The organism is Pseudomonas putida (assembly GCF_028682455.1).
In the GTDB taxonomy this organism is placed as follows: domain Bacteria; phylum Pseudomonadota; class Gammaproteobacteria; order Pseudomonadales; family Pseudomonadaceae; genus Aquipseudomonas; species Aquipseudomonas putida_AA.
On the sequence record NZ_JANHLD010000001.1, the window covers coordinates 1,141,398 to 1,158,961 of the forward strand.

A 17,564-nucleotide genomic window follows, 5' to 3' on the forward strand; every position below is an offset into this window, starting at 1 on the left:
CGGCTTGCGGCAGGTGGCATTCACAGGAAGGGCAAGGCTTGTGGCAGGTCCAGTTCCAGCGCCCAGCGCAGTGGTCCGCCGTCGCCCGGGGTAATAACCTGGGCCTTGGCCTGCAAGCGCAACAGCAGGCGCTGGATGCTCGCATGGGCCAGCAGGGCGCGGGTGTCCTCGGGGGGCGGCTCGACCCAGGGCGACAGCACAAGGCTCAGGCGCAGCAAGCCTCGTGGCTGGATAGTGGTGGTCAGGTGCAGGTCGATCCGCGCCGGCAACGCTACCCGTTGCAGGTAGCCGAACAGGCTGTCGAGCAACTGTCGGTAGTGGCGGGCGTCGATCCAGGCGCATTGCAGGGCGCGCAGGCCGGGACCAATGTCCAGCTGGCAAGCTTGGGCGGCGAGTCGCTGGCGCCAGGGGGCGAGGAGTTCATCGGTCAATAAGCCCAGGTTGTGGGCTTCGGTGTGTGCCTCCTGTTCGTGGGCATCCAGCGCCATCACTTCATCGACCCGGGCCAGGCTCTGGCGCATGTCGTCCAGTTGCCTGGCCAGCGCGTTCAGGCTGGGCTGCGGGTTGTCGGTGCCGGGTTGCAAGGCCTGGTTGAGGTTCTCTTGCATGCTCTGCAGCAGGGCCTGCAGCTCGTGGCTGACGGCCACCAGCGTGGCGCTCTTGAGGTGGCTTTCAAACCGCGCCTCGGCCCCTTCGTGGCGCAGGGTGGTGAGTAGCTTGTCGCGCTCGGTCAGGTCGCGCATGCCGCCGAGCATGGCGATCAGTTTGCCGGCCTCGTCACGAAACGGCGTGCACCAGATATGCAGGGCGGTTGGCACCCCGGAGATGTCGACCACAGCCTCGGTCATGAAGGGTTCTTCACGGATCACCGCCTCGCGAAAGCGCAGCCATGAGCGCTCGCGCATAGGCGCCGCGAGCCACAGCGCCCGGTCGATGGTTGTGCCGCGGATCATCTCGAAACTTTCGCCGGTGTAGGTCAGGTAGCGGCGATTGCACATCAGCAGGTGGCCTTCCAGGTCGCGCACGAACATGGGGTAGGGCGCCGAGTCGAGCAGGCCCCGCAACAGGCCGTATTCGCGCAGCTGTCGCGGGTCGACCAGCGAACCCTGTACCCGCCCGGTGTCATCGCCGGCCACCAGGCCATGGTTGCGGGCGACTTCCAGCAGTTGGAAGTCATTGTCGACCTTGAGCTTCTGGTGCAGGCGCGCCTTGTAGGTGCTGACGGTCTTGTAGCTCAGGCTCAGTTGCCCGGCGATGTCCTTGTTGTTCAGGCCCTGGCTGAGCATCTGCAGTACGGTCAGTTCACGGCCGGAGAGCTGCTCCAGTTCGCTTTCGCCCTCCTGGCGCGGCGCCTCGGTGCGGGTTGCCTCGCGGGGGAAGTAGCTGCGCCCGTGGCTGACCGCCTGCAGGGCATGTTCCAGCTCGGTCAGCGCCTCGGTCTTGCTCACATATGCGTCGGCCCCGGCCTGTAGCGAGCGGGCAGCGTACAGGCTGGCCTCCTGGACGCTGTACACCAGCAGCTTGATGCCCTCATGGCTGGCGCGCAGGCGGCGCAGCAGGTCCAACCCGCCCAGGCGCGGCACCAGCAGTTCGAGAATCACCAGCTCCGGGTGCAGTTGGCGGCATTTGTCCAGGGCATCCTGGCCGTTGTCGACCTCGGCCAGCACCTGGTGGCCCGTGCGCGCAAGCAAGGCCCGCAGCCCGTCGCGAACGATGGGCAGGTGGTCCACGAGCAGCACTGTGCTCATGCGCAGTTACCTCCGAGGCGGTTCCCGCCCAAGCATAGTTCAGTACGGTCGAGAGTCACTCCTACAAGGGCGTGGATGTTGCTCCGACATAAGCCTCCCCGGCACTCGCGCAGACTGCACGCACCCCATTTCCAGCGCCCGCGAGGCTGCCATGAAAACCTTCACCCGTCATCCACGCCCTCCGAAGTTCCAGCGCAGCTGCCTGGGCCAGGCCATCGGCCTGGTACTGGCGGGACTGTTCAGCCTCAACGTGATTGAAGCCGAAGCCGAGGACAACGCCATCGAAGCACCGGCCCGGGACGTCGACCCACCCTCGGCCGCCGGCGTCATGGCCAGCCCGTCCTACCTGCAGCTCGCCCTGCAGGCCAGTGAAGACGCCCCCCGGGTGTTTGCCGCACGCCTGCTTGGCGCCCCGGCACCGATCAACGTCACCGTTGCCGACGGCATTGGCATTGCCACTGCCGGCGCCCACGACGATGCCACCGTCAACCTGGCTGCCGCGCGTACCGTGGGTGTACTGGCCCAGGGCGCCAGCAGCGTCGGCTTCAACGGCGGCACCGTCAACAGCAGCGCACTCATCGCCGCCAACGCTGCCGGCCAGACCGGCCTGCTGGCAAGCAATGGCGGCCAGCTCAGCGGGAACGGCGTGACCGTCAACCTGGCGCCCAAGGCCTCCAATGGCGTTGTACTCACCGTCAGCAACATGACCGGCGTCAGCGCCAAAAGCGCTGGCCAGGTATCGCTGCGTGACAGCAACGTCAGCATGGGCGGCAACGTCAGCGGCCTGAACAACCAGGGCCTGGTGGCCAGCGGTAGCGGCAGCCACATCGATTTTGCCGGCGGCAGCGTCAGCACCCTGTCGAAAGGTTCGGTCGCTGTCGTGGCGCAAGACGGTGGCAGCATCCGCCTGAGCGAGGGCAGTGTGATCAGCACCACCGGTGCGCCCAGCCCGACCACCGCCAGCCATGGCCTCAAAGCCACTGGCGCTGGCAGCCGGATCGATGCAAGCGATGTAGCGGTCAACGTCGGTGCTGCGGGGGCAAGTGCTGTCCGCGCCGAGGACGGCGCGCACATTCAGCTCAAGGACAGCACCCTGCTCAGCACTTCGGCGGCCTCCAGCACCAGCAGTACGGCCATCCTGCATGCGCTCGGCGGTGCCTCGATCGAGGCCGACAGGTCTCAGGTCAGTGCAACCGGCAACTACCTCGGCGGTGTACGCGCCGACGGCGCCGGCAGCAGTGTCACGGTGAAAAACGGCAGCAGCCTGTCGATCAAGGGTTCCGGCAGCGCCGCTGACTATGCCTCGGGCGCCCGCGCCATGAACGGTGGCGCGGTTGTCCTGCAGGACAGCACGGTGTCGACCCAGGGCACTTTCAGCCATGGCGTCTCGGTGGAAGGCAGTGGCTCCCGGGCCGATGTCTCGAACAGCAGCATTAATGTGGACGGTGCTCGCTCACACGGTATCTACGTCAAGGATGGCGCCAGTGCCGCGGTGAACAGCAGTAAGATCAGCCTCGATACTGTTCCCGGCAATGCCGGCCCCTGGGGCCTCGGCGCGTTGGTCGAAGGCACTGGTTCATCCCTGCGCCTGGACGACAGTGAAGTGCGCACCACCCAGAAAACCAGCTATGGCGCACGTGCCCTGGCAGGTGCCAACCTGGAGATCAACAACGGCCTGATCGACACCCAGGGCAATTACTCGACCGGCCTGACCGCCGCCAGCTCGACTGTGGTGGCCCGCAACCTCACCATCACCACCTCGGGTAACGACAACGCCATGGGCGTCGTCGCCGATACCGCTTCCACCATTACCCTGTACGGCGGCTCGGTGACCACCACCGGCAACGGCTCGCCGATCTCGTCCAACCTGACCTTTCCCCATGCCCTGGCCTCCCGCAACCCCGGCGCGCAACTCAACGCCTATGGCACCAGCGTGCGCACCACCGGCACCCAGGCGTACGGCGCGGCGGTGGACGACGGCGGCAGCATGTTGCTCGATGGCCTTTCGGTGCAGACCGAAGGCCAGTATTCGGTAGGCCTGTACGCCGGCATCGGCAAGCTCAAGCCCTCTGCGGTGAGCCTGATTGCCCGCAACGTCAGCGTCGAAACCCATGGCGACCAGGCCCCCGGTGCGCTGGTCAGCCGCCAGTACCAGGCCGATGAAGCCAAGCTGGAGCTGTTCGATTCGACCGTCAGCACCCACGGCCTGCGATCCCACGGCCTGCAGGCGGAGTCCGGGGCGCAACTGAGCGCCAGCAACACCTCGGCCAGCACCACCGGTGTCAGTGCCCTCGGCGCCCTCGCCAACAACACCGCCCATGTCGATCTCGACCAGGTCGGGGTGAACACCAGCGGTGACCTGGCCCACGGCGCCGTAGCCAAGAACGGGGGCGTACTGGCCGCCAGCGCCAGCGTGATCAACGCCTCCGGCCAGGAGGCCGCCGCACTGTACGCCCAGGGCACCGATACCCTCACGGGCAAGGCAACCATCGACAACAGCGTGCTGCACAACCGTGACGGCGCCACCGTCGGGGTGGCCGGGGTGGCCGACATCAGCCTGATCGACTCCATCGTTGGCGGCAGCGGCCAATGGCTGAATGTCGACAGCGCAGTGGCCAGCGACGGCAGCACCATGCCCGACATGGGCACCGGCCAGTGGCAGGGCGTGGGCAGTACCCTGGCCAGCGCCGGCAATGCGCGGATCGATGTATCGGGTTCGGTGCTCAACGGCTCGGCACGCACTGCTGCAGGCAGCGACTCCACGGTCAGCCTGAGCGACACCAGCATCTGGAACCTGACCGGTGAATCGAATCTGGGCAGCCTGCGCAACGAAGCCAGCCTGATCGATTTCAGCGCCCCGGTAGGCGGCAGTTTCAAGAACCTGACCGTCAACAACTACCACGGCGACAACGGCACCATTGCCCTGAACACCTACCTGTACACCGACAACTCGCCTTCGGACAAACTGGTGGTGGATGGCGGCACGGCCGATGGCAGCAGCAACCTGATGATCAAGAACGCCGGCGGCCCCGGCGCCCTGACCCAGGGCAATGGCATCATGGTGGTCGATGCAGTCAACGGCGCCACTACCGATACCGAGGCCTTTCGCCTGCTCAACCGGGTCAAGGCCGGCCCCTATGAATACACCTTGCATCGCGCGAGCCAGGACGACAGCAACGGTGAAGCCTGGTACCTGCGTTCCACCAAGGATGCCGACCCTGTGGATCCGGTAAAACCAGTAGACCCGGTGAATCCAGTCAACCCAGTCAACCCGGTAGATCCGCTCGACCCTGTGGTCAACCCGGTTCCCGACACCCCGGTACGTCCACAGGTGCCCAATTACCGTGCAGAAACCTCGCTGTACCGTGCGCTGCCCTCGATGCTGCTGCACTACAGCCACGCGATGGTCGATACCCTGCACGAGCGGGTTGGCGAAGAGCGTCGCCTGGCCACCGATCCACTGCCTGGCGAGGCCGTCGATACCTACGGCCCGAGCCTGGGCTGGGGTCGCCTGATCTACCGCAAGGGTGAGCAGGACCTGGGCGACGGCGCCAGCGCCGACTATCGCATCCACGCCTTCCAGGTGGGTGCCGACCTGTACCGCAACGACGACATCGATGGCAGCACCGACCAGGCCGGCCTGTCGCTGAGCATCGGTCGCATTGCCGGCAGCGTCGAACACAACGATGGCGCCAATGCCGGTGATGACCTGCTGCGCGCCTACGGTGTGGGTGGCTACTGGACCCACTTCGGCCCTGAAGGCTGGTACCTCGATGGTGTGCTGCAGTTCAACCAGTTCGACCTCAAGACCAGCCCCAACGACCTGGACGGTCTTAAAACCCGCGCTCGTGGTGTGACCGCCTCGCTGGAAGCCGGCTACCCGTTCCATGCCGAGAAAGACAAGGACCTGCACGTGGAGCCGCAAGCCCAGGTGATCGTCAGCAAGATCAAGGTCGACGACACCCATGACGAAGCCTCGGATGTACGCTTCGACGACGTCGACTCGCTGACCGGCCGCATTGGTGTACGCATCGACAAGGACTGGTTCCGCGAAGACGACAAAGGCAAGATCCACCGCACCAATGCCTGGGTCCGTCCAAGTGTGTGGCACGAGTTCAAGGGCAAGGCCAAGACTGAGTTCTCGTCGGCCGATGGCTACATTCCCTTCGGTACGGACATGAGCGGCACATGGGGTGAGATGAACATGGGCGTGGACTACCAAGTCAACGAACGCACGACGGTGACGGGTTCGCTGGGTTACCAGAAGGCGTTTGGCGAAGACAGCAGGAGCTATGAAGGCATGATCGGGATCAAGGTCAAGTTCTGACAGGCATCGCGGGGCCCGCTCCTACAGATGGAGTGGGCCCCGCGATGGTTTCAGGCCTTTTTGACCGAAGGCAACAGCACCGTCAGAATCCCCAGCAATGGCAGATAGGAACACAACCGGTACACCGCCTCGATCCCGTGACTGTCCGCAAGATGCCCCAGCAGCGCCGCTCCAATCCCGCCAAAGCCGAACATCAGGCCAAAAAATACCCCCGCAATCATGCCGACGTTCCCCGGCACCAACTCCTGGGCAAACACCACGATCGCCGAAAAGGCCGACGCCAGGATGAAGCCGATGATCATGCTCAGTACACCGGTCCAGAACAGGTCTACGTAAGGCAGCGCCAGGGTGAAGGGCGCAGCCCCCAGGATCGAGAACCAGATCACCGCCTTGCGCCCGATCCTGTCGCCGATAGGGCCGCCAAAGAAGGTGCCTGCCGCCACAGCGCCCAGGAACAGGAACAGGTACAACTGCGAGTTGGCGATCGATACGTCGAATTTCTCGATCAGGTAGAAGGTGAAGTAGCTGGTCAGGCTGGTCATGTAGAAATACTTGGAGAACACCAGCAGTGCCAGCACCACCAGGGCAAAGGTCACCCGCCCCTTGGACAACCCGTGGGTCGCCTGGCTGCCCTGCTTGAGCTTGAACAGGTCCAGGTGGTGGCGGTACCAGCGGCTCAGGCCATACAGCACGGCTATGGCGAACACGGCGAACAGGCCGAACCAGGCGACATGGCCCTGGCCATAGGGGATGACGATGGCCGCTGCCAGCAACGGGCCGAACGCACTGCCGGCATTACCACCCACCTGGAAGGTCGACTGTGCCAGCCCGTATCGCCCCCCGGAGGCCAGGCGCGCCACGCGCGAAGCTTCCGGGTGGAAGGTCGAAGAGCCGATGCCTACCAGCGCCGAGGCGAGCAGGATCGCGGGAAAACTGCCCACGAAGGCCAGCATCAAAATGCCGACCAGGGTGCACACCATGCCGGTGGGCAGCAGCCAGGGCTTGGGGTGGCGGTCGGTGTGATAACCCACCCAGGGTTGTAGCAGCGAGGCGGTGAGCTGGAAGGTCAGGGTGATCAGGCCGATCTGGGTGAAGCTCAGGCCATAGTTGGCCTTGAGGATCGGGTAGATCGACGGCAGTACCGCCTGGATCAAGTCGTTGATCAGGTGGGCGAGGGCACAGGCACCGATGACCCGTATGACCAATGGGCTGGCTTGGCGGGCAACCGAGGCGCTGGCCAAGGCTGGGTTGAGGCTGGTGGATGACATGCTGAGGCTTCCGCAGGCAAGGGATTCAAGGTTGCAGCGTTATCCTAGGGGCGGCAGAATTGCCTGTCTCACGCTATTCGGGCAATTACTCTCGCAAAAAGGGCATGACGATGAAGCCGTTGGCTGTAATCCTGCAAGAAATCGACGACGGCCCCTGGGCGGTGCGCAGCAGAGCCACCGACTATCCGGAAAACCGCTTCATCGCGCCCCATTCCCACCGCAAGCATCAACTGATCTATGCCATCGAGGGCGTCATGGTCGTGCATTCGGCCCTGCATCAGTGGACCGTCCCGCCCAGCCGGGGCATCTGGATGCCCAAGGGGCACGTGCACTGGATCCGCTGCATTGGCGAGGTAAAGATGCGCAGTGTTTTCGTGCAGCCCGATGAGCGGCTCCAGTTGCCCGACGAAACCCGTACAGTGAGTATTTCACCGCTGCTCAGCGAGCTGATCAAAGCCTCGGTCGGCATCGCCCAGCCCTGTGCGGCCGACTCGCGAGAGGCGCGGGTTCTGCGCCTGATCCTCGATGAACTGCAAGTCTTGCCGACCTTGCCCCTGCACCTGCCGCAGCCGAGTGACCCGCGCCTGCAGCGCATCTGTTCTACCCTGCAAACTGACCCAGGCGACGGATCGACCTTGTCGCAATGGAGCGTGTGGTTGAACCTTGACGAGAAAACCATCCAGCGGCTATTTCGCAAGGAGACCGGCATGACCTTCGGCCAGTGGCGCCAGCAAGCGCGCTTGCTGCTGGCCCTTGAGCGGATTGCGGTGGGCGGCAAGATCATCGATGTGGCCACCGAGCTTGGCTACGACAGCCCCAGCGCGTTCACTACCATGTTCAAGAAGCAGTTCGGCACGACCCCCAGCCACTTCTTCAAGTAGAGAATGGAGAACCCGGATGATCAGCAAAAATACTATTTGTCTCTGGTACGAAGGCGACGCACTGGAGGCAGCAACGTTCTACGCCAAGACCTTCCCCGACAGCGCCGTGGGCGCCGTCCACCTGGCCCCAGGCGACTATCCGGCCGGCCAGCAGGGCGATGTGCTGACCGTCGAATTCACGGTGATGGGCATCCCTTGCCTGGGCCTCAATGGCGGGCCGATGTTCAAGCACAGCGAGGCGTTCTCGTTCCAGGTGGCCACCGACGACCAGGCAGAGACCGACCGCCTGTGGCACGCGATCGTCGATAACGGCGGCGAAGAGAGCGCCTGCGGCTGGTGCCGGGACAAATGGGGACTGTCGTGGCAGATCACTCCGCGGGTGTTGACCGAGGCCTACACCCAGCCAGACCGTGCCGCCGCCAAGCGTGCGTTCGAGGCGATGATGACCATGACCAAGATCGACATTGCGGCCATCGAGGCAGCGGTCAGGGGGTGAGCGGCAGCGCTCAGCTGCGGTTTACCCGGATGCTGTTGCGTCCGCCACGCTTGGAGGCATACAGCGCCGCATCACTCTGTTCGATCAAGGCTTCCAGTCGCTCCGGTGGCTGCTCGAACAGGTTGGCGCCAATGCTCAAGGTTACCGGCGCAGGCGTCATGAACCCGGAAGTGGCGGCATGAAACCGGTCGCGCAACAGGCTGCCCAGCTCTTCGATGCGCTCGTTCGAGGCATTGCCCAGCACGATGATGAACTCATCGCCCCCAAGCCGGGCCGCCAGGGCGTCTTCGGGCAGCACCGCGCGGATCATCTCGCTCAACGTCACCAGCAGGCGGTCACCCGCGGTATGCCCATAGTGGTCGTTGACCAGCTTGAAGTTGTCGATATCGATCAGCAACAACGCACCGGGCCGGGTGCTGGAAACGCTTTTGAGCAGGCCAGGTGCGCGTTTGTCCAGGGCGCGGCGGTTGTACAGCGCGGTCAATGGATCGCGCGCAGCCAGGCGCTCGATTTGCTGCTCACGGCGGTGCCGCTCGGTGCCGGTCATCGACAATGCGATGAGCATGATCGCCATCGCGCCTTCGACCAGGGAAATCTGGATGATCTCGCCGCGAAAGGCCGTGAGGTCGATCAGCGTTCCGGGGACGATGGCGGGTATGGTCTTGGCCAGGTAGAACAGCCCGTGGGCCAGCAGCACATAGCGCAATTGAACGGCGCCCACGCTCAATGACTTGCCATGGGGGCGCAGCAGGAAGCTGGCCCTGAGGGTCACCACGGCCACCAGCAACGAGTTGACCACCAGCGTGACCTTCGACCAAGGTTGCTCGCCGGGCAATAGCAACAGTGCCAGCCAGGCGACGAAGATCAGGTACCAGGCACGCGACAGTTGCGTCTGGGTGAAGCGCGCGACGCCCAGCAGAAACAACCAGTGCGCGGTGACCAGCAGGCCGTTGGCGAACCAGATGCCGATCAGAATCAGGCCGCTGCCGCGCAGCAGGGCCAATGTCGAGCCCACGGCTATGGTGGCAAAGCCTGCGCTCCAGAACAGCAGCGAGGGCTCGCGAATGCTGCGCCACTCGATCGCCAGGTACAGGGCCGCGGCCGCTGCCAGGGCGACGGAAAGCGTCAACAGGGTGGAGGGATCGAGCGTCATGGCTTCACGGGACGGTCAAATGGGTGGGCGAGGCGGCTGATTGTAAGCGTTTGAAGGGGCCTGGTGTAGGCGCGGGATTGCCGCTAGATAGCAATATGCCACTTGGTTGCTATCGTAGGGCAAGCCCGCTCCTACCGCCATGCCGATTCGTCGGCGTTGCGGTGGAAGAAATCCCGCAGGTGCTCAATGAACAGCGACACCTTGGCCGACAGGTTCAGCCGCTCCAGGTACACCGCATAGATATCCGCAGGCGGAGTTTCATAGTCCCCCAGCACCTCCACCAGGCGGCCCGAGCGCAGGTGGCCGGCGAGATTCCACTCGGCGCGCATCAAGATCCCGTGGCCATCGAGTGCCCAGTTCAACGCCACCTCGCCGTCGTTGGTACTCAGGCTGCCTCGTACCTTGACCGACTCGGTCTGCTTGCCCCGGCTCAACCGCCAACTGCCAAAGGCTGCGTCGTTCTGGCGTAGCACGATGCAGTTGTGCTGCACCAGGTCCCTGGGAGTCTGCGGGTGTCCATGAGCCTGCAGATAAGCAGGTGCCGCGCACAGCCGCCGACGGTTGGCCGCGATCTTGCGCGCGATCAATCGCGAGTCGGGCAGTTCGCCGAAGCGGATGGCCACGTCGATGGCATCGTCCGGCAGGTTGATGGGGCGGTCGGTCAGTTGCAGCTGCACCTCGACGTCCGGGTAGCGCCTGGCAAACGAAGACACCGCCGGGCCGACGTGGGTGCGACCAAACCCCAAGGGGGCATTCACCCGCAGCAGCCCCTTGGGTTCGGCCCGGCTGCTGGACACCTGGCGTTCCATTTCTTCGATCTCACCCAGAATCCGCTGCGCATTGATCAGGTAGGTCTCGCCCTCGGCGGTGAGGCTGATGCTGCGCGTGGTGCGATTGAGCAGGCGTACGCCCAGGCGCTGCTCCAGCTGGGCCAGGCGCTTGGTTACCGCCGGCGGCGTGAGGTTCAGTTCGCGTGCAGTTGCAGCCAGGCTCCCGACCCTTACCAGCAAGGCGAAAAAGGCCAGTTCCGAGACCGGATTCATACTTAACCTCAGGTAAATAATGAAGTGAATTTCATTGTATTACTGCATTTAAAAAAAACCATTACCTTTGGCCCCCGTGATTACCCACAAATAATCTGGGGCCGTTACCGGGCCCCGCCGCCACTCAAAATCCGACTCACAACAATAATGCGGAGAAGACAATGGCCAAGCGATTCATCGGCAAGTTGTATGTCCAGGTGCTGATCGGCGTGACCGTCGGCATCCTGCTCGGCGTGTTCTGGCCTCAGGTCGGCGTCGACCTCAAACCCCTGGGCGATGCCTTCATCAAACTGATCAACATGGTCTTCGCCCCCATCATTTTTGCCACCGTCGTGCTCGGCATCGCCAAGATGGAGAACATGAAGGAGCTTGGCCGGGTCGGCATCAGGGCGCTGATCTATTTCGAGGTGCTTTCGACCTTTGCCCTGATCCTGGGCCTGATCGTGGTCAACTTCGTGCAGCCAGGCCAAGGCATGAACGTCGATCCCGCCACCCTCGATACCCAGAGCATTGCCAACTACACCTCGGCGGCGGCCAGTGACTCCGGTGGCTTCATCGACTTTCTGCTGAAGGTCATTCCGGCAAGCGTGACGGAGGCGTTCGCCAAGAACGAAATCCTGCCGATCCTGCTGTTCTCGACCCTGTTCGGTATCGCACTGTCGCACCTGGGGCCGCGTGGCAAACCCATGGTCGATGTGCTGGAAGCCTTTTCCCACGGCATGTTCCACATCGTTGGCATGGTGATGCGAGTCGCTCCGCTGGCCGCGTGCGGTGCAATGGCGTTCACCGTGGGTAAATACGGGCTGGGGTCGATCGTTTCGCTCGGCAAGTTGATGGCCACCATGTATGTGACCTGCTTCCTGTTCGTGGTGTTCATCCTCGGCTTCATTGCCCGCCTGTCCGGTTTCAGCCTGTGGAAGTTCCTCAAGTACATCAAGGAAGAGCTGTTTACCGTACTGGGCACCAGTTCGTCGGAATCGGTGGTTCCGCAACTGATGAACAAGCTGGAGAAGGTCGGTGTTGCCAAGCCGGTAGTGGGGCTGGTGATTCCATCAGGGCTGACCTTCAACCCTGACGGCCAATGCATCTACTACACCATGGCAGCGATTTTCATCGCCCAGGCCACCAACACCCCGTTGACCCTGACCGACCAGTTGATCGTGCTCGGCGTGTTGTTGCTGACCTCCAAGGGTTCGGCGGGGGTAACCGGCTCTGGCTTCATCACCCTGGCCGCCACCCTGGCATCGCTCGACAACATTCCGGTCGCCGGCATGGTCTTGCTGCTGGGCGTCGACCGCTTCATGTCCGAGGCCCGGGCCATCACCAACACCATCGGCAACGCGGTCGGCACCCTGGCCATCGCCAAGTGGGTGGGTGCACTCGACACGGCGCGCATGGGCCAGGTGCTCGATGGCCGGACCGTACCAGAGCAAGCCCAGCCCCAGTCCCAGTCCCAAGAATCGCAAACGTTGAACCCGACCGTGAAACCGGTCACCACAGCCACCAGCGCCTGAACCGCGCGGTGTGCTTTCGATACCTGCAATGACCCGCCTTGTAATGCCGTAAGGAGAATAACCGTGGACAAAGAATCAGCTGTGCTTTCGCTCACCGATACGATGGCGAAATTTACCGCCTACATCGGCAAACGCCTGCCAAAGGACGTCAAGGAAAAAACCGCAAAGTTGCGGGCCGCAGAAACCAACCCGCTGGCCATCGCCGTGTACGACTCGATGGCCGATAACCAGGAATATGCCGACAAGCTGGACCGTCCGAGCTGCCAGGACACCGGAGTCATCCAGTACTTCATCTCGGCGGGCGCCAGGTTTCCGCTGCTCAGCGAGCTGGAAGGCATCCTCGAAAACGCTACCCTGGAAGCGACCATCAAGGGCCCGCTGCGTCACAACGCGGTAGAAACCTTCATCGAGAAGAACACCGGGACCAACACCGGCTCGAAGATTCCCTGGCTGGACTGGGAAATCATCCCCGATGCCGACTATGCACTGATCGACGTGTACATGGCCGGTGGGGGCTGCACCCTGCCAGGTTCGGCAAAGGTACTGATGCCGGGCCAGGGCTATGAAGGGGTCACCGAGTTCGTCTTCGACGTCATCACCTCGCGCGGTGTCAACGCCTGCCCACCCCTGTTGGTGGGGGTCGGGGTCTCGACCTCGGTGGAGACGGCGGCGCGTCTCTCCAAGCGCGCCATCCTGCGTCCGGTGGATTCCAGCCACCCCAACGAGAGCGCGGCAATGATGGAGCGCTTGCTGGAAGACGGCCTCAACGAAATCGGCATCGGTCCGCAGGGGTTGACCGGTAACAGCAGCGTGATGGGGGTGAACATCGAGTCCTCCGCCCGTCACCCCTCGACCATCGGAGTGGCGGTATCGACCGGATGCTGGGCGCACCGCCGCGGCAAGATCCGCATCAATGCCGACCTGACCTACGACATCCTCTCCCACGAAGGAGTAGTTCTGTGAAAAAGATCCTGACCACGCCGATCAAGGACGAAGACCTGGCGGCCCTCAACGTCGGTGATGTGGTGTACCTGACCGGCCAGTTGGTGACCTGCCGCGACGTAGCCCACCGCCGGCTGATCGAACTCAAGCGCGAACTGCCGGTGGACTTGCGCGGTGGCGCGATCTTCCACGCCGGGCCCATTGTGCGCAAAAAGGATGACGGCAGCTTCGAGATGGTCTCCATCGGGCCGACCACCAGCATGCGCATGGAGAAGTTCGAGAAGCAATTCATCGAGGAAACCGGCGTCAAGCTGATCGTCGGCAAGGGCGGCATGGGCCCGGAGACCACCACCGGCTGCCTGGAGAACAAAGCCGTACACGCCGTGTTCCCAGGCGGCTGCGCAGTGCTGGCCGCCACCCAGGTCGAGGAAATCGAGCGGGCCGAGTGGCAGGACCTGGGCATGCCGGAAACGCTGTGGGTCAACCGGGTGCGAGAGTTCGGCCCGCTGATCATTTCCATCGATACCAAGGGCAACAACCTGTTCGAACAGAACAAGCTGCGCTTCAACGAACGCAAGGGCGCGGTGATCGAGAAGATCAACAGCCAGGTTCGCTTCATCAAATAGCCCGTCGCGGCGGCCATGCCAGGGACGACGTGGCCGCTTCTGGGTCACTGCAAATGCCGGTAGCCCGCCGCCTGGGTGATATCGGCCAAGGGGTGCCGGGTCGAACCCGAGCATAGGGTGATCGTCGATCCGCCGTTGATCATCGCGGGGGCCGCGCTGGGCTAGCGGCGCTCGGCGACCATCAGCAGTGATTGCGGCACCGGGCTTTGTGGATGTTGTGGCTCCTGCAGGCTGGCCAGCGAGAAGCCGGCCATGTCCAGCGCGTTGATCCAGCTGGACAGGGTGCGCATGTACCACGGCATGGGCTGCCACTGCCCCGGGAACCCGGCAAAAGTCTCTTCGCGCCAGCCATCCTGGTAGTCACCCGCCGCGACAGCCCAGGGGTGCAGGGTCTGGATCAGCAGCATGCCAGTCGGGGCGAGCAGGGCATGCAGGGCGCTCAGCAGCGGGATGATGTCCTGGTGCAGCAGGGCGAAGTTGGCGCAGACCAGGTCGTAGTCGCGACCGATGTCCACCGTGGCGGCGGCCAGTGCCTCGTAGCTGGCCACCTGCACCTGCCGGGAGCCTGCCGCTTGCGCCGCCTTGACCAGGGTCGCATCGCCATCCACGCCGACCGCTTCGATGCCCCGGTCAGCCAGCGCGCGCAATAGCCAGCCTTCACCGCAGCCCAGGTCGAGTACGCGCTCAGGCTGGCGGCTCAGCACCGCCAGCAGGATGGCCTGGTCGGTGACCTGGCGACGGCTTTCGATGGCGCCGCTGCGCACCGCGTCGATCCAGGGCAGGGCGTTGTGGTGCCAGCTTTGCAGGAGGGTGGTTTCGGGGCTGGGCATTCGAGTGTCCGAAATAGGGAAGGTGGGATGGGTTCAAGCATAGGCTGCTATTTTTACAAATTCCGATAACCACCGTTCGGGAGGTCAGCATGGACCACTACACCGCAGGGTGCCTATGCGGCAACGTACGCCTCGTGGCAACCGGGCATCCTTACCGGGTGGGCATCTGCCACTGCCTGGATTGTCGCAAGCATCATGGCGCGCTGTTTCATGCCAGCGCGATTTTCCCGGAGGATGCGGTAACCATCGAGGGCGAAACACGCGACTATGCCGGGCGGTTTTTCTGCCCGCGCTGCGGGTCGTCCGTTTATGCCCGCAGCGCCGACGAAGTCGAGGTGAACCTGGGGTCGCTGGATTCCCCGGACCAACTGGTGCCCACCTATGAAAGCTGGGTTATCCGGCGCGAGTCCTGGTTGCCGGCGTTCGCGCTGGCTCGGCGATACCCGCGTGATCGTGACGACAAGGGGCGGTCGTAGGCTTGGGGTGACCTACACCTCAAAAAAATGCAGCCAGCCTGCATTTTTTTGAATTACCACCGCCAGGCGCATCCCCGGCAGAATCCCTGCCACGCTGGAACCCTTCAAGATTCCATCTCCACGGACGGAGCCCATTAGGTATTGCCCCCGCGATACTCAGCCCAGCCGCTTTGGCCGGGCTTTTTTTACTGCCAGGTACCTCGTTCCCCATGTTTACCCGCGGTCTGCTCCACCGGCTGCTGCCGGCCCCACTGAACATCCCCTTCAAAGAATGCGTTCGCGCAAGTATTGGCGCATTGCTCGGCCTGTTGCTCGCGGGCCTGGCCTGCAGCCAGGCATTTGGTGCCACGGTGGCGCTGCACTTGCTCGGCCCCCTGGCCGCTTCGGCCGTGCTGTTGTTTGCCGTGCATTCCGGCGCCCTGGCACAGCCTTGGCCCTTTGTCGGCAGTTATGCCTGCGCCACGGTGGTCGGCCTGGTGCTGCACCACTGGTTTGGCTCGGCGCTGTGGGTGGCGGCATTGGCGCTGGGGCTGGCGATCGGGGTGATGTGCCTGCTGCGCTGCCTGCATCCGCCTGGCGGTGGGGTGGCAGTGAGCGTGGTGCTGGCCGACTCGTCCCTGGCGTCGATGGGCAATCAGGTGTTCGAGCCGATCATGCTCAACGCCCTGGTGCTGGTGGCCGTAGCGGTGATCTACAACCGCCTGACGGGGGTGCGCTATCCGAAAACGGCGGTGCCGCGCAAAGACCTGCACCACACCGCCGATACCGTGCCCGCCGAGCGGGTGGGGGTCAGCGGGGCAGACCTGGACCATGCCCTGGAAGAACTGGGCGAGTTTGTCGATGTGACCCGCGACGAGCTTGAGCGGATCATCCTGGCCACCGAGCAGCATGCCTTGCAGCGCAGTCTGGGCGGGATTACCGCCGCGTCGGTGATGTCGCGCGATGTGCAGCAGGCCACGCCGAGAACCACCTTGCAGGAGGCGTGGCAGCAGCTGTCGAGCCACCATTTGAAGACCCTGCCGGTGCTGGATGACACGCGTCGGTTGGTGGGGATTGTCAGCTTGAGCGACCTGGTCGGACCGGCGATGTCCCAGGCACGTTTCAGCTGGCGCGGGCTGTTCGGTCGGCAACCGAAGGTCGTGCTCGAGCAGATCATGAGCCGGCCGGTGGTCACCGTGCGCAGCGATGAGCCCGCCGTGGCGCTGATTCCGCTGCTCAGTGAACAGGGGCTGCATTGCTTGCCGGTAATGGACGGTGAGCAGTTGGTCGGCGTGATCACCCAGACCGACCTGATCGCCGGGCTCAAGCGGCATGTGCTCAGCTCGCCGGTGCGTTCAGATGACCGGGTCCCAGCGTTGTGACCAGTCGCTTTCACTGGCCACCACCTGCTGCAGCACGCTGATCGCCTGTTGCAGGGCCTGGCTGTCGCGCTCGCGGGCGTAGACCAGGTAGGTGGGGTAGGTGAATTCCGGGGCTTGCGGCACGCGTTCGAACACGCCGCTGTCCAGGTAGGCCTGGACCACCCGGGTACGGAAGTAGCCGCTGCCGCCATGTTCGAGAATGTACTGCAGCGCCAGCGGGCCGAGGTTGAAACTCAGGGCCGGGCGCGCGCACTCGGGCAGGGCGGCATCGTGCTGGCGGCGAAAGGCCTGGCCCCAGTCGATGTAGATGTAGGGTTCGGGCTTGTCCTTGCGGCGCACGCGAATCAGCTTTTCTTCCATCAGTTGCTCCACTTGCAGGCCGGGGCCATAGGTGGGCTGGTAGACCAGCACGGCGTCGAGCACGCCCATTTCTACCTTGCGCAGCAGCGATTCGCCGTCGCTGACTTCACTGCGAATGGCATGGCTGGGCATCGCCCGGTGCAGGGCACTGACCCAACCCAGCACCATCGGATTGCCCAGGCTCACTTCGCCGCCGATGTGCAGCACCTGGTGGCAGCCCTGGGGCAACGGCAGGTCGCGGCGGGCTGCTTCCCAGGTTTGAACCAGCTGATTGGCATACACCACGAAGGCTTCGCCATCGGCCGTGAGGCTGGCGCCGCTGCGGCTGCGGATGAACAACTGGCAGGCCAATTGTTGTTCGAGTTTCTGCACCCGGGCGGTAATGGCGGTCTGGGTGACGTGCAAGCGTTCGGCGGCGGAGACCAGGCTGCCGCTGCGGACGATTTCAAGAAAAGTGCGGGCCAGCTCGATATCCATGGAGGTTGCCGGGTGGGGAAGGTTGCCCATTCTAGTGTGTTGGCACCGAAATGGGGCAGGGG

14 protein-coding genes are annotated in these 17,564 nt (G+C 63.8%); 8 read left to right on the plus strand and 6 right to left on the minus strand.

Going from position 1 to position 17,564, the window contains the following annotated elements; all coding sequences use genetic code 11:
- Positions 1-20: 20 nt before the first annotated feature.
- Entirely contained in the window at positions 21-1,748 is a 1,728-nt protein-coding gene (locus NPS58_RS05580; protein ID WP_274114278.1) for a response regulator, read from the minus strand.
- Between the two features lie 151 nt (positions 1,749-1,899).
- On the opposite strand from NPS58_RS05580, the gene NPS58_RS05585 reads away from it, so the two are divergent.
- Positions 1,900-6,075, plus strand: a complete 4,176-nt coding sequence (locus NPS58_RS05585) for an autotransporter outer membrane beta-barrel domain-containing protein (protein WP_274114279.1) — start codon at positions 1,900-1,902, stop codon at positions 6,073-6,075.
- 50 nt (positions 6,076-6,125) lie between these two features.
- On the opposite strand, the gene NPS58_RS05590 is transcribed toward NPS58_RS05585, so the two are convergent.
- The gene (locus tag NPS58_RS05590) at positions 6,126-7,343 is read right to left on the minus strand and encodes an MFS transporter (RefSeq protein WP_274114280.1); all 1,218 of its coding nucleotides are present in this window, start codon (positions 7,341-7,343) and stop codon (positions 6,126-6,128) included.
- Between the two features lie 110 nt (positions 7,344-7,453).
- Between NPS58_RS05590 and NPS58_RS05595 the strand changes: the two genes are divergently transcribed.
- Together NPS58_RS05595 and NPS58_RS05600 are read left to right on the plus strand one after the other, a co-directional pair.
- Positions 7,454-8,224, plus strand: coding sequence for an AraC family transcriptional regulator (locus NPS58_RS05595; RefSeq protein ID WP_274114281.1), 771 nt, complete (start codon positions 7,454-7,456; stop codon positions 8,222-8,224).
- Positions 8,225-8,240: 16 nt separating this feature from the next.
- Complete coding sequence (locus tag NPS58_RS05600) at positions 8,241-8,720, plus strand: VOC family protein (RefSeq protein ID WP_274114282.1); 480 nt, start codon at positions 8,241-8,243, stop codon at positions 8,718-8,720.
- Between the two features lie 10 nt (positions 8,721-8,730).
- Here the strand turns inward: NPS58_RS05600 and NPS58_RS05605 are convergent, their stop codons facing one another.
- Complete coding sequence (locus NPS58_RS05605; protein WP_274114283.1) at positions 8,731-9,873, minus strand: GGDEF domain-containing protein; 1,143 nt, start codon at positions 9,871-9,873, stop codon at positions 8,731-8,733.
- 131 nt (positions 9,874-10,004) lie between these two features.
- A complete protein-coding gene (locus NPS58_RS05610) occupies positions 10,005-10,916 on the minus strand; it encodes a LysR family transcriptional regulator (protein ID WP_274114284.1) in 912 nt (303 codons plus the stop codon).
- A 161-nt stretch (positions 10,917-11,077) separates the two neighbouring features.
- Between NPS58_RS05610 and NPS58_RS05615 the strand changes: the two genes are divergently transcribed.
- The 3 genes from NPS58_RS05615 (at position 11,078) to ttdB (ending at position 13,998) form a co-directional block, all read left to right on the plus strand.
- Positions 11,078-12,430, plus strand: a complete 1,353-nt coding sequence (locus NPS58_RS05615; RefSeq protein ID WP_274114286.1) for a dicarboxylate/amino acid:cation symporter — start codon at positions 11,078-11,080, stop codon at positions 12,428-12,430.
- 63 nt (positions 12,431-12,493) lie between these two features.
- Positions 12,494-13,393: a L(+)-tartrate dehydratase subunit alpha gene (ttdA, locus tag NPS58_RS05620; protein WP_274114287.1), complete on the plus strand. Its 900-nt coding sequence runs from the start codon at positions 12,494-12,496 to the stop codon at positions 13,391-13,393.
- The gene (gene ttdB / locus NPS58_RS05625; RefSeq protein WP_274114288.1) at positions 13,390-13,998 is read left to right on the plus strand and encodes a L(+)-tartrate dehydratase subunit beta; all 609 of its coding nucleotides are present in this window, start codon (positions 13,390-13,392) and stop codon (positions 13,996-13,998) included. The genes ttdA and ttdB overlap by 4 nt, the downstream gene beginning before the upstream one ends.
- Positions 13,999-14,159: 161 nt before the next feature.
- Here ttdB and NPS58_RS05630 read toward each other — a convergent pair whose 3' ends face one another.
- Complete coding sequence (locus NPS58_RS05630) at positions 14,160-14,828, minus strand: class I SAM-dependent methyltransferase (RefSeq protein WP_274114290.1); 669 nt, start codon at positions 14,826-14,828, stop codon at positions 14,160-14,162.
- An 89-nt stretch (positions 14,829-14,917) separates the two neighbouring features.
- Here NPS58_RS05630 and NPS58_RS05635 point away from each other — a divergent pair, with 89 nt between their 5' ends.
- The gene (locus NPS58_RS05635) at positions 14,918-15,304 is read left to right on the plus strand and encodes a GFA family protein (RefSeq protein ID WP_274114292.1); all 387 of its coding nucleotides are present in this window, start codon (positions 14,918-14,920) and stop codon (positions 15,302-15,304) included.
- 209 nt (positions 15,305-15,513) lie between these two features.
- Positions 15,514-16,665: an HPP family protein gene (locus tag NPS58_RS05640; protein WP_274114293.1), complete on the plus strand. Its 1,152-nt coding sequence runs from the start codon at positions 15,514-15,516 to the stop codon at positions 16,663-16,665.
- On the opposite strand, the gene NPS58_RS05645 is transcribed toward NPS58_RS05640, so the two are convergent.
- Positions 16,639-17,502 (minus strand): LysR family transcriptional regulator, encoded by an 864-nt coding sequence (locus tag NPS58_RS05645; protein WP_274114295.1) that lies wholly within the window; start codon positions 17,500-17,502, stop codon positions 16,639-16,641. The genes NPS58_RS05640 and NPS58_RS05645 overlap by 27 nt on opposite strands.
- Positions 17,503-17,564 lie beyond the last annotated feature (62 nt).